Here is a 15,256-nt window from a genome sequence, read left to right on the forward strand (position 1 = left end):
CAGCCAGTCGGCGAGGCCGCGTCTGGTCCAGTACTTCTTCGAACTTGTCGGAGGCACGACCTCCTCAGGGGCGAGATCACCGTCCGCGCGATAAACCCGCAGCCCCTTGAGGCTCGACTCGGCTGTCTCCGCTCCGGAATAGTCGATGCCAATGGTTCGGGCAAAGCGGCGCTCAGAGTATGTCTCATCGGTCATTGGAAGCTCGCCTGAAAGCTGGTCGGGGTGAGGGCGACATGGGCGGCCAGCGGGGGTCTCAACTCGAAGGCGCGCGTCTCGCGGGCAAAGTCATAAAGGCGAAGCAGACACCAGTCCTCACGGCGGGCTTCGGCGACCTCGAGTTCGTTGCTCGAAATATGAAACGGCGTGCGCTCCCAGCCCGTGGTGGTCTTGACCTCGATCAGCCGATCCCGTCCCTCGGGGGTGAAGCTTGCAATATCATATCCCGCGCCATCGCCGTCCTCTGCCGAGACCCACCGAACTTTCCGTGCCAGGTCGTCCCGGCCATACTGCCGCAGTACCATTCGCTCATGATGGAAGGCGCGCTCTTCCCCCGCACGGCCAAGCGCTCGGTTGCGGGCGTCTCGCCCAGCTACGTCGAAGTGCCGGGCAACGGCTTGAAGCTGGGTCAACTCTGCGGGTGGTGGCGCGTTGCGTAGAGTTGGCGCGACACCAACGAAGAGCGCAAACGTCTCCGCCATGCCGGAAGCAGGCCGAGGGCAGAGCGCGATTTCCCATTCCGGATGCTCGGCCAGCCAGCGCGCGATCGCCTCGGCAAGCGACATTTGGAAGTTGAACCGAGGTTTGTAACCCAGGATTATCGGCAAGGCTAAGGCCTTCGCTGCTGCCGAGATGTTGCACAGCTTGAACTCTATCGAGCCGCGACTTCGTCCGAGGGCTGTTTGCAGTGCTCGGTTTTGCGCCGCCTTGTTATAGGGAACGCCGCCAAGTTCGGCGCTGAGCATGGTGAACCAAGCCGCGACGATCGTGTCGTTTTCATCGTCTGACCAGTTCTCGGACGTCATGTGAGTGAGGCTAGGGCGGGAGCATCCGGCTGTCACCGGCAAAGTTGATCCGAAGCCAAAGCTTGGCGAATGCTCGATTTCGGTACCTTCCACTTGACTTGGAACAGAAATCGAACTCGACGAAGTGTCGCAAAATTATCTAGCTAAAACAGATCAATAAGCTCACTTTACCGAAACTGGCTCAGGCAACAGCTTTGGAGAATTTGGCGAGTGGAGAACGAATTTCGCACCTAATGGATCATCGTCGGTGAAGCGGCGCGCAGCCATAACCCTCGAAAACAACGAGAAAATAGGAGTGCCGCCTTGCGAGGAGATTGGTTTTGCCAAGCCAAGTGGCGGAGGAGGTGGGATTCGAACCCACGGTGGAGTTACCCCCACGTCGGTTTTCAAGACCGGTGCATTAGACCACTCTGCCACTCCTCCGACCCGCTGGACCTAGCGTGAAGCGCGCCGGGCGACAAGGGGCGGATGTGTTACTCTGCCGCCTTCGCCATCGGGTTATTCGGATGCATCGTCCAGTTGGAATAGGGCTGGACGACACGACCGGTGCGGGTGTCGATCTCGCCCACCGGGACTTCGCGCATGGTGATGCAATTCTCGACCGGGCAGATGTCGACGCAGAGGTTGCAGGCCACGCATTCCTCTTCCTTGACGGTGAAGACGCGCCCCGGACCCATGGCGATTGCCTGGTGCGAGGTGTCCTCGCAGGCCGCATAGCAGCGACCGCAGCCGATGCAGGCCTGCTGGTCGATCACCGCCTTGGTGGTGTAGTTCAGGTTCAGATACTGCCAGTCGGTGACGTTCGGGACCGCGCGCCCGACGAGGTCGGAGAGCGCGATCTCCTTCTCGTCCAGATATTCGCGCAGGCCCGAGATCATTTCCTGCACGACCTTGAAGCCATAGGTCATCGCGGCGGTGCAAACCTGAACCGTGCCGGCGCCGAGGGCCATGAACTCGGCCGCGTCGCGCCAGGTGGTGATGCCGCCGATGCCGCTGATCGGCAGGCCGCGGGTGGCGGGGTTGCGGGCTATCTCGGCCACCATGTTCAGCGCGATCGGCTTGACCGCCGGGCCGCAATAGCCGCCATGGCTGCCCTTGCCGTCGATGGTGGGCTGGGGCGCGAAAAGATCGAGGTCGACCGAGGTGATCGAGTTCACGGTGTTGATCAGGCTGACGGCATCGGCGCCGCCACGCATCGCGGCCTCGGCGGGCTTGCGCACATCGGTGATGTTGGGGGTCAGCTTGACGATGCAGGGCATGCGCGAATGCTGCTTGACCCAGCGCGTGACCATTTCGATATATTCCGGCACCTGGCCGACGGCGCTGCCCATGCCGCGCTCGGCCATGCCATGCGGGCAGCCGAAGTTCAGCTCGACCCCGTCGGCGCCAGTATCCTCGACCTGCTTCAGGATCGCCTTCCAGCTTTCCTCGTCGCAGGGAACCATCAGGCTGATGACCAGCGCGCGGTCGGGATAGTCGCGCTTGACGGACTTGATCTCGCGCAGGTTCACCTCAAGCGGGCGGTCGGTGATCAGTTCGATATTGTTGATCCCAAGCACGCGGCGATCCGCGCCATAGACGACGCCGTAGCGCGGGCCGTTCACGTTGACGACCGGCGGCCCTTCGGAGCCGAGCGTCTTCCAGACGACGCCGCCCCAACCGGCCTGAAAGGCGCGGCGGACGTTCACTTCCTTGTCGGTGGGCGGGGCCGAGGCCAGCCAGAACGGGTTGGGCGACTTGATCCCGACGAATTCAGTAGCGAGTGCGGACATGGAACCTCCTCTGGCTACGTCATGGACGTGGCTGGTTCAGCTGGTTGCGGATGATTTCGCTGCGGTGACGGAAGACATTGGCGCGGGTCAGATGCGCGGCGGAAAGCCCGGCGCGATGGATAAGGTCGGAAAGGCGCGGGCGGTCGGCATCGAGGGCCGCAATCGCCTCGATCAGGGCGGAAGTGTCGCCCCGCCCGACAAGGATACCCGCACCCTTCTCTCCGGTCAGTTCGGCCGAGTAGGGGTCGCGATAACCGATAAGGGGCGTCGCGGAGTGCAGGCTTTCGATCAGGTTGCGCGGGGATTCATCGGTGAGATGGCAGAACAGCAGCAGATCCGCTTCGCGATAGGCGGCGCGCACCTTTTCGGGATCGGAAACGAAGCCCTCGAAGCGAAGCTCGTCCGAGGTCAGGCCGGCGCCGGTTGCCGCCTGCCTCAGCTCATCCAGCAATTCGCCGTCGCCAAGCCAGCGGGCCCGGAAGGCGATCCCGCGCGCCTTGAGGCCGGTAATGACGCCCAGCCAGTCGCGCGGACCTTTCATCGCGGCGGCGCGGCCACAATAAAGGATGTTCAGCGGCCCCGTGGCGGCGCGGGCGGCCTTCTCGGCAACAAACTCGCCCGAGACGCGGTCGCTTTCGGTGAAGTGGACGTCCTCGACCTGATAGGGATTGCGGGCGATGTCCTTGAAATGGTCAAAGACCGTGGCGCCATGCAGCAGGGCAAGATCGGCCAGTCGCGCGGCGCGGTTTTCGTGATACGAGAACACCGCCGCGCGCAGATTGGTCTTGAGGCGGGCGGCAGCCGTATCTCCGGTCTCGGCCCGGGCGACCTGCGATTCCACGCGGTCGAACCAGACGGCATGGGACATGCCGTGGCGGCGCGCGACCGAGGCTGCGATTTCGCCCGGATCGCCGATCCAGCCGCCATAGGCGAAGGTCCGGTAGCGCGCGCTTTGCATCAATTCCAGCATCCGTCCCTCGAGCGTGCGACGCTGCGCAAGAAGCGTCCTGAGGCTATAGGTGTTCGGCAGCGCCACGGTCTCGATCTCGGGGGCGGTGATGCCTTCGGCTTCGGCGTCCTGCCAGCCCGCAGGGGCGGGGCCGTCGCGACAGATCGAGAAGGCGGTGACACGGTCGAAATTCTCGCGCCATGCCTTGAGGCCGAGGATGGTCTGACGCTCGGCCAGAAGCCGCCCGCGACTGTCGCGAAACAGGGGAGAGCTGAAGCCGAGCAGCAGGGAATCGTCATGTGGGACCATCAAGCGCCTCGTGGATGTCCTCGGCCGCGTCGCGTCCTTCGGCGACTGCGGTTACTGTAAGGTCATCCCCGCCGGCGGCGCAATCGCCCCCCGCCCACACACCCGGAAGTGAAGTCCGGCCCCGGCCGGTCACACTGATTTTCCCCCCGAAGAGCGCAAGGCCGGCCGGGGTTTCCGCAAGCTTCTGGCCAATGGCGCGCAGAAGCTGATCGCAGGGCAGGCGGAAACGCTCGCCCGTGTCCTCCAGACCGTTTGCACCCTCGCGGGTATAGGTGAACTCGACCTCGCGCACGGTGCCATTGCCGTGGATGGAAAGCGGCACGGCATTGCAGATGATGCGCACGCCCGAGCGGGTGGCGTGGTCCTGCTCATGCGCGCTGGCCGACATGCGCTCCTGTCCGCGGCGATAGACGATGGTGACGTTCTGCGCGCCCAGAAGCTTTGCCTGAACCGCCGCATCAACGGCGGTCATGCCGCCGCCGATCACCACCACGTCGCGGCCGACGGGCAGGGCAGAGAGGTCATCGGCCTGCCGCAGGTCGCGGATGAAATCGACGGCATGCTCGACATGACCCCGATCCTCGCCCTCGGCGCCAAGCGCGTTGACGCCCTGCAGGCCGAGCCCGAGGAAAACCGCGTCGAATTCGTCGCGGAGGCCGTCCAGCGTCAGGTCGCGCCCCAGTGCCTTGCCGTTCTCAAGCGTGATGCCGCCAATGCCCAGCAGCCATTCGACCTCGCGCGCGGCGAAACCGTCCACGGCCTTGTAGCTGGCGATGCCGTATTCGTTCAGGCCGCCGGGCTTCGGGCGGGCGTCGAACAGGACGACGTCATGCCCCTTCGCGGCAAGGCGATGCGCGGCCGAAAGGCCGGCCGGACCAGCACCCACCACGGCGATGCGCTTGCCGGTCGCCGGGCCGCGCTGGAACGGATGCCCGCCTTCGGCCATCAGGTGGTCGGTGGCATAGCGTTGCAGGGCGCCGATCTCGACCGGCTTCCCCTCGGCCTCCATGCGGACGCAGGCGCCTTCGCAAAGGTTTTCGGTCGGGCAGACGCGGGCGCAGATGCCGCCGAGGATATTCTGGTGAAAGATCGTCAAGGCCGCCGCATCCGGCGTACCGGTGGCGATCTGGCGGATGAACAGCGGAATGTCGATCGAGGTCGGACATGCGGTGACGCAGGGCGCGTCATAGCAGAAATAGCAGCGGTCGGCCGCGATCCTGGCCTCGTTCGGATCAAGCGGCGGCGCGACGTCGGAGAAATTCAAGGCGTAGGACTGTGCGGGCAGACGCCCCGGCACCACGCCGGAGGTGAGCTGGCTGTTGGTCATCCCGTGACCTCCCTGCTTGCTTGTTCTTTTGCGACTTCTTGCAAATCAGGCTGACACAGCTCCGTTTTTTTATCAAATGGACAAATTTTCTGGGCGTGGAATTGATATGTTGGGTAATATATTTATCGTAATCAATTGATTATTATTATAATACTATCGGAATCCTATCTTGGATTCGGCGAGCTACCGGACGAATATCGTCCGAATGACGGGACAATTTCCGGCCAAGCGGCGCTATCAGACGGCTTACTGCCCAGCCAGAAGGCAACCAAGGCACGAAAACCGTGTCCCAAAGCCCGATGAAGTGATTCGTATGGCCGCAGTCGGGCATCGTGTTTGCGATGTCAGGCGGGCAGGACCAGACCCGCCGACAGCCCGCCCAGTTCCGAGCGTTCCAGCCGCAGCCTGCCGCCATGCAGCGCGGCAAGGTCGGCGACGATGGCAAGGCCGAGGCCGCTGCCCGGCGGGCCACTCTCGTCCAGACGGCCACCGCGGGCGATGGCGATGGCGTGATCCTCGTCCGACATGCCGGGTCCGTCATCCTCGATGGCGATGGCAAGCCTGCTCCCGGCCTCGGGGCGGGCGCTGATGCGGATGCGTCGGTCGGCCCATTTCACCGCATTCTCGATCAGGTTGCCGATCATCTCCTCGAGATCCTGCCGCTCGCCCGCAAAGCTGAGCGTTTCAGGCACGGTCACCTCGACGTCGATCCCCGAGGCCCGGATCGGGCCGCCCAGCACCAGAAGGATGTCATCGACGACCGGCCGCAGCGGCGTGCGCTGGCCCAGCACGCGGGACGCGCCCGAACTGCGGGCGCGGCGCAGGTGCCAGCCGATCTGGCGGTCCATCCGCGCGACCAGCGCATGGCCCGGGTGATCGGGCGGCAGGGCATTGTCCAGCGCGGCCAGCGGCGTTTTCAGCGAATGGGCAAGGTTTCCGACATGCTCGCGGGTGCGGGACAGGACCAACCGGTTCTGTTCCAGAAGGCCGTTGATCTCATCCGCGACGGGGCGCAGTTCCGAGACCGGGGGCAAAGGCAGGTGATCCGCCTTGCCGGCGCGGATCGCCCGCAGGTCGCGCCCCAGCCGGTCGAGGCTGCGCAGCCCCGCCGCGACCTGCAGCACGCTGGCCAGCGCCAGCCCCAGCCCCAGCACGGCCAGCGAGATGGCGAGGGGGCGGCGGATGCGCGCGACGCTTTCGGCGATCTCGGAGGCCGGGGCCGAGACGACCACCGCCATGTCGGAGCTGCTGTCGGGCAAAGTGAAGGCATGGCGTAGCACGCGCAGCGGTCGCCCGTCCGGGCCGGTGCCGGGGCCGCCGATGAAATCGGCCTCGGGCGCGGTCATCACATTGTCGAAAAGCGAGGCCGATTTCGCGATCACCCGACCGTCCTGATGGAGTTGCCAGAACCAGCCCGAAAGCGGGATGCCGAAGCGGGGATCGGTCGGGGCAGGGCCGGCGACCAGCCGCCCCTCCTCATCGACCGTCGCGCCTGCGATCAGGCTGTCGGCCACGGCCTCGGATTCCGCGTCGAAACGGTCGGTGATGAAGCGATCGAGGATCGCCGCGATCGCAAGATAGCCCGCGACCAGCGCCGCGCCGATCAGCAGGGCCGAAAGCCCGATCAGCCGCGCCCGGATGGAATCGTGCAGCAGGGGCGGACGGTTCACTTCGCGGCCTTCAGCACATAGCCCTCGCCCCGGCGCGTCTCGATCAGGCCCTCGCCGATCTTCTTGCGCAGGCGGCCGATTACCACCTCGATCGACTTGAAGTCGCGGTCCGCCGCGGCGTCGTAGAGATGTTCGGAAAGCTCGGTCCGGCTGACGATACGGTTCTGGTGATGGATCAGGTAGGAGAGGATGCGGGTCTCGAAAGCGGTCAGCTTCAGCGCCATGCCGTTGCGGGTGATGACGCCAAGCTGGCTGTCGAGCATCAGGGGACCGGCTTTGATCACCGCCTGCGCATGGCCCGCCGCGCGCCGCACGAGGGTCTGGGCACGGATCACCACCTCCTCCAGCCGGAAGGGCTTCACCGCATAATCATCCGCCCCGGCGCGGAAGCCCGCGACCTTGTCGGTCCAGTCGCCGCGCGCGGTCAGGATCAGCACCGGCATGGTGACGCCCCCCTCGCGCCAACGGGTCAGCACCTCGATCCCCGGCATTCCCGGCAGCCCGAGGTCGAGGATCGCGAGGTCATAGCTTTCCGTCGCCCCCAGATATTCGCCCCGCACCCCGTCGGCGGCGATGTCGCAGGCAAAGCCGCCGTCGCCAAGCGCCTGGGCAAGTTGCCCGGAGAGGATCGGGTCATCCTCGACGATCAGGCATCTCATTCACTGTCTCCGTGCTTGCGGCGCGCTTCGGCAAGGCCCGCGCCCCGAACCTCGAGGAAGGCGCCCGTCCGTGCGTCGAGCCGGATCAGCAGCACGTCGCGTCCGGGCGTCAGCAGCCGCAATTCATGGACGAGGTCAACCCCGCGCTCGCGCTCATCGGGACGGGGCGGGCGCAGGCGCGCGGCAATCAGCCGGCCGCGAAAGCGATCTGTGGCCAGCTCGGCCGCCTCGTGCAGGGGGATGATCCGGTAGCCCGGATGTTCGAGCATCTCGAACTCGTAATCCGGGTCGTCCAGTTCTTCGCGCTGGTCTGGGCCCTCGGGATCGGCAAGGGCGAAGGGCGGATGCGCCATCGCGATCACCCCGGCGAGAGCGATGACGGCTGCCTTGCGCGAAAGATTGGGGATCGAAACGAGCCAGAACATGCTGGTAAGGATATTGCTGCAAATCCAAACGAAAGCCAAACGGACCGTTGCAGTTCGGTTGGTGACAACGACTGTAGACGTGATTCTCATGGGGCCACTTCGCGCCCCGTCGGAAAACCAGAACCAGGATAGAGACATGAGCAGATATTTCACCACTTCGGTCGCGGCCATGGCCATGATGTCGATGCTGGCTGGCCCGCTTCTGGCGCAGCCCGCTCCGGCGGCGCCCGAGGCTTCGCATGCCCAGTCCGAGGCGCAGGTGGTGCTGCCGCAGGTGCTGCGCGATGCGGGCCTGACCGACATTTCCAGCAAAGAGACGCGGCACGGCCAGCGCGTCAGCGGAAAGCTGCCCGACGGCACCGCCATCGGCGCGATGCTGGACCGGGACGGCAAATTGCGCGGCCTGCGTGCGCAGGACGACGCGGCGATCCCGCGCGCGCTGATCGACCAGCTGGTGCCGCAGGCCGTGCGCAACCAGCCGATCTTTGCCGAGCTGGGCGCGATCGACGCGATCTTCCTGGGCGAGCGGGGGGTGATGCTCTCGGGCAAGGACGCGCAGTCGAACTCGGTCCGGGCCGGCTTTGCCGAGGATGGCACGCTGATGCGCTTTGGCCGCGGCGACGATGACCGTCGCGGGCACGGCATGGATCACCGCATGGGCCGTGGCGACGACGGCGACCATCGCGGCGGCAAGCACCGGGGCCATGACGAGCGCGGCAAAGGGCCGCGTCACGGCGATGACGGCCACAAGGGTCCGCGCCATGACGGCCGCAAAGGCCCTGACGACGGGCCGCGCGGTGCGAAGGGGCAGGGCGTCGACCGTGATGGCGGCCCCGCCACGCCTCCCTCGCCCGACGCCGTCCGCGCCAGCCTGACCGATGCCGGCTATACCCAGATCGGCCAGATTCTCCAGCAAGGCCGCGTCACCGTCGCGCAGGCGACGAACCCCGAGGGCGAGGCTGTGCTGGTCGAACTGGCCCCGAACGGTCAGGTCGTGCGCGAACTCAATCGCTGATCGCGGCGTCACAAGGACCACAGTTGAGAACAGGAAAGGGCGCGGCGCCGATGCCGCGCCCTTTCCTATCTGCCGAATTTGGATCAAGAATTGGCAAGGCCTTGCCGCATGTCTCGAAAAGGCTTGCCTGATTGTTGTCACAATGCGAAATGCGCAGCGAATTTCCGTCCCCGAGGCGGACTGAAAGTTGGGACAAATTCAATGTATCGTCGTGAGTTCGTGATCTCTGCCGGAGCGGCCCTCTCGACCGCCACAGCGCTCTCTTCAGGCCTCGGAGCGGCCTTTGCGCAGGAAGCGCCGACCACGCCGGCCGTCCCCCAGGGCGCCGAACCCGAGCAACCGGCGAAGCCCTTCGGTTTCGAGGATGTCGCGGCCATGGCGCAGGAGATGGCCTCCAAGCCCTATGCCTATCGCGATTCCGATCTGGTCGGCAGCTTCGGCAACCTGACCTATGACCGCTATCGCGGCATCCGCTTCCGCCGCGACCGCGACCCGTGGATCGGCAGCCGCGATTTCGCGCTGGACCTGCTGCCCCCCGGCGCGATCTTCCACGAGCCGGTCGATATCAGCCTGGTCGACAATGGCGTGGTCATCCCGGTCAAGTTCGATCCCCATATGTATGAGTTCGACCCGGCGCTGTTCCCCGATGGGGTCGATTACGAAACCGTGGGCGAGATGGGCTTTTCCGGTTTCCGCCTGCGCGCGCCGCTGAACCGCCCCGATGTGATGGACGAGTTCGCGGTCTTTCAGGGCGCCAGCTACTTCCGCGCCGTGGGGCGCGGCACGCTTTATGGCATCTCGGCGCGCGGCCTCGCGATCGGGACGGGCACCGCCGCGGGCGAGGAGTTCCCGCTGTTCCGCAGCTTCTGGATCCACAAGCCGACCGAGCAGGAGCGTTCGGTCCTGATCCATGCGCTGCTCGACAGCCGCTCGGTCGCGGGCGCATACGAGTTCAGGATCACCCCCGGCGCCGAGACGGTCTTTGATACCCGTGTCGCGCTTTTCCCGCGTCAGGAGATGACGAATGCCGGCATCGCGCCGCTGACCTCGATGTATTGGTTCGGCCCGACGGACCGCACGCGGGTCGACGATTACCGCCCCGCCGTCCATGACAGCGACGGCCTGCAGATGCTCACCGGAAACGAACAAAGGCTGTGGCGCGTGCTGTCGGGCCATAACACGCTGCAGGTCTCGGCCTTCGTCGATCAGGATCCGCTGGGCTTCGGCCTTGCGCAGCGTGCGCGCAGCTTCGATGCCTATCAGGATGCCGAGGCCCGTTACGAGCGGCGCCCCTCGGCCTGGATCGCGCCGCAGGACCGCTGGGGCAAGGGGACCGTCAATCTGGTCGAGATCCCCGTCCAGAACGAGTTCAACGACAATATCGTCTCGTTCTGGCAGCCGGCCGAGCCGCTGAAGGCGAATGAGCGCTATGACTTCAACTATATGCTCAGCTTCGCGCCCACGCCGCCCGACAGCGCGCCGATCGCCCGCGTGATCGAGACGATGTCCGGGCAATCGGTGAACAACCCGACGGCGCGCACCTATGTCATCGACTTCGACCTTAGCGTCTTCGGAAACGACGATCCCGTTCCGCAGGTCCGGGCCTCCTCGGGCGGGATCGGGCATAGCTATCTGCTGCGCCTGCCGGAGCAGGGACGGATGCGGCTGGCTTTCGAATATATTCCCGACGGTGCGAAACCCGCGGACCTTTCGGCGGTTCTGAATGGACCGGAAGGCCCTCTGAGCGAAACCTGGATCGCCCGCTGGACGCGCGAGTGATACCCGTGAACGATACGGAACCGTTGATGCCGCTGCCCCCGCCGCCCGACGACGCAGCGGATCTGCCGCTGTCAGAAGAGGCCGAATGGGCGGCCCTCGATCTTGAATTGCCGGGTGGGCCCGCCACCCCGCCCGAAGCGCATCTCGAGATGCCGGACCAGGACTTCCGCGGCGAGCCGCCCGTCGGCCCGCGGACCGGCTGGCCCAGCCTGCGCACCATGCTTGCCCGACTGATCGCCTTTGGCGGCGCGGCCGTGATCGCCTGGACCGGCCTTCAACAGATGCGCGAGGTGTTCGGCGACAATCCGACCTTCCTGCAGACCGTGCTGCTGGTGCTTTTCGGGCTGACCTTCACCTGGGTCGGCTTTTCGTTCACCTCGATGGTCGCGGGATTTCTCGCCCCGAGGTTGCGGACCCCCGCCGGGCCGAATGACGCCCGCATCGCAATTGCCATGCCCGTCTATCACGAGGATGCGGCGGCGACGACGGGGCTGCTTGCGGCGCTGGCGCGCGACCTCTACCGCATGGGGCTGGGCCACCGGGCCGAGATATTCGTGCTGTCGGACAGCCGCCAGCCCGGCGCTGTGTTCGAGGAAATGATTGCCGTCAGTCGGTTGCGCGACATTTCTCCGGTGCCGATCTGGTATCGCAGGCGGCGTAGCAACAAGGGCCGCAAGGCCGGGAACATCGCCGATTTCGTCACCCGCTGGGGTGGGCGCTATGACCAGATGGTCGTCCTCGATGCCGATAGCGTCGTTGGCGCGTCGACCATCCGGGCGCTTTCGGCGCGGATGAATGCCGATCCGGCGATCGGGCTGATCCAGACCATGCCGATGCTGGTCGGCGGACAGACGATCTTTGCCCGCCTGACCCAGTTCGCGGGCCGGATCTATGGTCCCGCCATCGCGCGGGGCGTCGCCGCATGGTCGGGCAATAACGGCAATTTCTGGGGCCATAACGCAATCATCCGCGTTGCCGCCTTTGCCCAATGCTGCGGCCTGCCGGAGCTGCCGGGCAAGCCGCCCTTCGGCGGCACGATCCTCAGCCATGATTTCGTCGAGGCCGCGCTGATGCGCCGGGCAGGCTGGAAGGTCCGGCTGGATCACGACCTGCGCGAAAGCTTCGAGGGCAGCCCGCCCACGCTGCTCGACATGGCCGTGCGCGAGCGCCGCTGGGCGCAGGGCAACTTGCAGCATTCGCGCCTGATCTTCTCGCGCGGGTTCACCTGGATCAGCCGGGCGCATTTCGTGATCGGCATCATGGGCTTCCTGATGTCGCCGATCTGGCTGGCGATGATCCTCGTCGGCCTTGCGCTCTCGGCGAATGTGCTGCTGTCGCGGCCGGATTACTTCCCGCAGACCTATCAGCTTTTCCCGGAATGGCCGACCTTCGACCCGGTGCGGATGCTCTGGCTTTTCGTCGCGGCGATGTGCTTCCTGCTGGTGCCGAAGTTCATCGGCATCTTCAGGGCATGGCTGCGCCCGCTGGCGAGGAACTCGGGCGGGGGCGCAAGGCTTCTCGCCTCGGCGCTGTTCGAGATCGTCCTGTCGGCGCTGATCGCGCCGGTGCAGATGCTGATTCAGACCCGCCAGATCATCGACATCCTGCGCGGCCGCGATTCCGGCTGGGAGGCGCAGATCCGCGCCGGCCAGATGCCGCCTTGGCGGGTGGTGCTACGTCGCCATTCGCGGCATGTCGCGGTGGGCGTCGTCACGCTTCTGGTGCTGGCGATCTTCTCGCCGGGGCAGTTGATCTGGCTCTCGCCGATCCTTGCCGGGCTGATCCTGTCGCCGCTGACCTCGCGCTGGTCGGCAAGCCCGGTCTTTGGCCGTTGGGCGCGCCGCCACGGCCTGCTCGTCACGCCGGAAGAGCGCGAGGCGCCCGAGATCCTGACGGCGGCCAATGCGATTGACTACCGCATCTCGGGCAGCCTGCCGCGAGACGGACTTGCCGCCGTGGGACGCGATCCGGCGATGCAGGCGCGCGTCGCCTCGCTTCTGCGGGCCGGGGCGCCCTCGGGACCGGCGGCGGCGCGGCTTGACGCGATCTCGGCCGAGGCGAAGCTCGCCCATGCCGCGACCCAGGCCGAGGCGCTGAGCTTTCTGACCGAGGCCGAGAAACTCGCCATGCTGGAAACCCGCACCCTGGTCGAGATCTTCGCGAAGTTGCCAAAATGAACCGGATCGTTGCGCTCGACATGCTGCGCGGCTACGCGCTGGTCTGTATCATGCTGGATCACATGCCGATCGGCGTGATGCGGAACCTGACGCTGGCCAATTTCACCGTATTCGACGCGGCCGAGCTTTTCGTCCTGCTGTCGGGCTTTCTGGTCGGGCTGGTCTGGATAAAGGTCGAGGCGCGGCAGGGCCGGCGCGCGGCGCAATGGCGCTTTCTCAAGCGGGCCTATCAGGTCTGGCTCGCCCTTGTCATCGGGGCGGTCCTGCTGGCGCTGCTGTCCCGGCTGCTGTTCGAACTGAAGCTGAACCACACCGCGGTCTGGTTCCAATATGCGCGCTGGATCATCGACAACCCGGCGGGCTATGTCGCGACGGTGGCGCTGATGTGGCTGCAGCCGAACCTGCTCGACGTGCTGGCGCTTTATGTCCTGCTGATCCTGACCGCGCCGATCACCGTTCCCTTCCTGCTCAGAATGCCCTTCACCGCCATGGCGGTCTCGATCGGGATCTGGTGGTTCTCGGGACCGCTCAACGCGATGATCCCGAACCAGCGGGCCCAGCAGGGGCTGCTGTTCAACCCCTTCGGTTGGCAATTGCTGTTCTTCGTCGGCGTGGCTCTGGGCGCGTTCCGTGACAAGATCATGCCGGTGCTGCGGCAGCGGACGGGGGTGCTGAACGGGGTGTCGATCGCGATCCTGCTGTTCGGCCTTTCGATCATCATCTGCTGGCGGATCGGCGCGCCGGCAAAACCCTATGCGGACATGCTGAAGCTGGTCTATGGCTCGATCGACAAATGGTCGCTGGACGGGTTGCGGCTGATCTCGATCCTCGCGGCAAGCTGGCTGGTCGCGGTGCCGCTGTCGTCAGTATTCGAATGGATGGCGCGGACCGCGCCGGGGCGCGCTTTGGCCGAGATCGGGCGCGGCGGGCTTTGGGCCTTCGTGACCTGCGTGCTGCTCTCGATCTGGGGCGACGCGCTCGATATGACGGTGCCCAACGGGGCTACGGGCTTCGCGCTGCGGCTGGGGATCGACATCTGGGTCATTATGGCGCTCTGGGCCTCGTCGGCGGCATGGCTGCGCCGCGATCAATGGATGGCAGGCATCCGGTCGCACTTGACCCGGTAAGGCCAAGCGGCGAAAGGTCGGGCCGCTCGCGTCGCCGGAAGATCGGCGGAGGCGTCAACCGCAGACCGGAGGGACGGCATGAAGACGGATATCGAAATCGCCCGCGAAGCGCATAAGCGCCCGATCGGAGAGATCGCCGCCAAGCTGGGCATCGGTCCGCATGACTTCCTGCCTTATGGCCATGACAAGGCCAAGATCACGCATGAGTTCATCGCCGGACTGAACGGCCACAGGCATGGCCGGCTGGTCCTTGTGACCGCGATCAACCCGACGCCCGCGGGCGAGGGCAAGACCACCACCACCGTCGGTCTGGGAGATGCGCTGAACCGGATCGGCCGGCGCGCCACCATCTGCATCCGCGAGGCGAGCCTTGGGCCGAATTTCGGCATGAAGGGCGGCGCGGCCGGGGGCGGCATGGCCCAGATCGTTCCGATGGAGGAGATGAACCTCCATTTCACCGGGGATTTCCACGCCATCACCAGCGCCCATAACCTGCTGTCGGCGATGATCGACAACCATATCCACTGGGGCAATGCGCTGCGCATCGACCCGCGCCGGGTGACATGGCGGCGGGTCATGGACATGAATGACCGCGCGCTGCGTCAGGCGACGATCGGGCTGGGCGGGCCGGCGAACGGGCATCCGCGCGAGAGCGGCTTTGACATCACCGTTGCCTCCGAGGTCATGGCGATCCTCTGCCTTGCCACCGACCTCGCCGATCTTCAGGCGCGGCTGGGCCGTATCGTCATCGGCGAGACCTTCGGCAAGGCGCCGGTGACCGCGCGCGATCTGGGCGCCGACGGGGCGATGACGGTCCTGCTGCGCGATGCGCTGCAACCGAACCTTGTCCAGACGCTCGAGAACAATCCGGCGCTGGTCCATGGCGGGCCTTTCGCCAATATCGCGCATGGCTGCAATTCGGTCATGGCGACCCGCACGGCGCTGGCCCTGTCGGATTACGTCGTGACCGAGGCCGGGTTCGGCGCCGATCTGGGGGCCGAGAAGTTCCTCGACATCAAGTGCCG

General features: G+C 65.8%; 13 protein-coding genes and 1 tRNA gene. 5 read left to right on the forward strand and 9 right to left on the reverse strand.

What is annotated here, in order from left to right:
- From VNQ78_RS00435 to VNQ78_RS00475, 9 genes are all read right to left on the reverse strand, one after another.
- Positions 1-195 (reverse strand): hypothetical protein (locus VNQ78_RS00435; RefSeq protein ID WP_325685439.1); only part of this gene is annotated, 195 nt, incomplete at its 3' end.
- The gene (locus tag VNQ78_RS00440; protein ID WP_325685441.1) at positions 192-1,022 is read right to left on the reverse strand and encodes a DUF3883 domain-containing protein; all 831 of its coding nucleotides are present in this window, start codon (positions 1,020-1,022) and stop codon (positions 192-194) included. The genes VNQ78_RS00435 and VNQ78_RS00440, both read right to left, overlap by 4 nt.
- A 333-nt stretch (positions 1,023-1,355) precedes the next feature.
- A tRNA-Ser gene (locus VNQ78_RS00445) sits at positions 1,356-1,445 on the reverse strand.
- Positions 1,446-1,495: 50 nt separating this feature from the next.
- Entirely contained in the window at positions 1,496-2,794 is a 1,299-nt protein-coding gene (gene preA / locus VNQ78_RS00450) for an NAD-dependent dihydropyrimidine dehydrogenase subunit PreA (protein WP_325685443.1), read from the reverse strand.
- Positions 2,795-2,813: 19 nt separating this feature from the next.
- Entirely contained in the window at positions 2,814-4,052 is a 1,239-nt protein-coding gene (locus VNQ78_RS00455; RefSeq protein WP_325685445.1) for a glycosyltransferase, read from the reverse strand.
- Positions 4,039-5,379, reverse strand: coding sequence for an NAD(P)-dependent oxidoreductase (locus VNQ78_RS00460; protein ID WP_325685447.1), 1,341 nt, complete (start codon positions 5,377-5,379; stop codon positions 4,039-4,041). Before VNQ78_RS00460 ends, VNQ78_RS00455 begins: the two co-directional genes overlap by 14 nt.
- A gap of 344 nt (positions 5,380-5,723) precedes the next feature.
- The gene (locus VNQ78_RS00465) at positions 5,724-7,049 is read right to left on the reverse strand and encodes a sensor histidine kinase (RefSeq protein WP_325685451.1); all 1,326 of its coding nucleotides are present in this window, start codon (positions 7,047-7,049) and stop codon (positions 5,724-5,726) included.
- Complete coding sequence (locus VNQ78_RS00470; RefSeq protein ID WP_325685453.1) at positions 7,046-7,708, reverse strand: response regulator transcription factor; 663 nt, start codon at positions 7,706-7,708, stop codon at positions 7,046-7,048. Before VNQ78_RS00470 ends, VNQ78_RS00465 begins: the two co-directional genes overlap by 4 nt.
- Positions 7,705-8,133 (reverse strand): hypothetical protein, encoded by a 429-nt coding sequence (locus VNQ78_RS00475; RefSeq protein ID WP_325685455.1) that lies wholly within the window; start codon positions 8,131-8,133, stop codon positions 7,705-7,707. The genes VNQ78_RS00470 and VNQ78_RS00475 overlap by 4 nt, the downstream gene beginning before the upstream one ends.
- Before the next feature lie 136 nt (positions 8,134-8,269).
- Between VNQ78_RS00475 and VNQ78_RS00480 the strand changes: the two genes are divergently transcribed.
- The 5 genes from VNQ78_RS00480 to VNQ78_RS00500 all read left to right on the forward strand — a co-directional run.
- Positions 8,270-9,148, forward strand: a complete 879-nt coding sequence (locus VNQ78_RS00480; RefSeq protein WP_325685457.1) for a hypothetical protein — start codon at positions 8,270-8,272, stop codon at positions 9,146-9,148.
- Between the two features lie 201 nt (positions 9,149-9,349).
- Positions 9,350-10,927 carry a glucan biosynthesis protein G gene (locus tag VNQ78_RS00485; protein WP_325685459.1) on the forward strand — a complete coding sequence of 526 codons (1,578 nt, stop codon included), beginning with the start codon at positions 9,350-9,352 and terminating at the stop codon, positions 10,925-10,927.
- 26 nt (positions 10,928-10,953) lie between these two features.
- Positions 10,954-13,104: a glucans biosynthesis glucosyltransferase MdoH gene (gene mdoH, locus VNQ78_RS00490; protein ID WP_325685461.1), complete on the forward strand. Its 2,151-nt coding sequence runs from the start codon at positions 10,954-10,956 to the stop codon at positions 13,102-13,104.
- Positions 13,101-14,231, forward strand: coding sequence for an OpgC domain-containing protein (locus tag VNQ78_RS00495; protein ID WP_325685463.1), 1,131 nt, complete (start codon positions 13,101-13,103; stop codon positions 14,229-14,231). Before mdoH ends, VNQ78_RS00495 begins: the two co-directional genes overlap by 4 nt.
- A 78-nt stretch (positions 14,232-14,309) precedes the next feature.
- Positions 14,310-15,256, forward strand: a 947-nt coding sequence (locus VNQ78_RS00500; protein ID WP_325685465.1) for a formate--tetrahydrofolate ligase, incomplete at its 3' end; no start/stop codon positions are given.

Origin of the sequence: Paracoccus sp. (in: a-proteobacteria) (genome assembly GCF_035556475.1) — a bacterium.
Classification (GTDB): Bacteria; Pseudomonadota; Alphaproteobacteria; order Rhodobacterales; family Rhodobacteraceae; genus Paracoccus.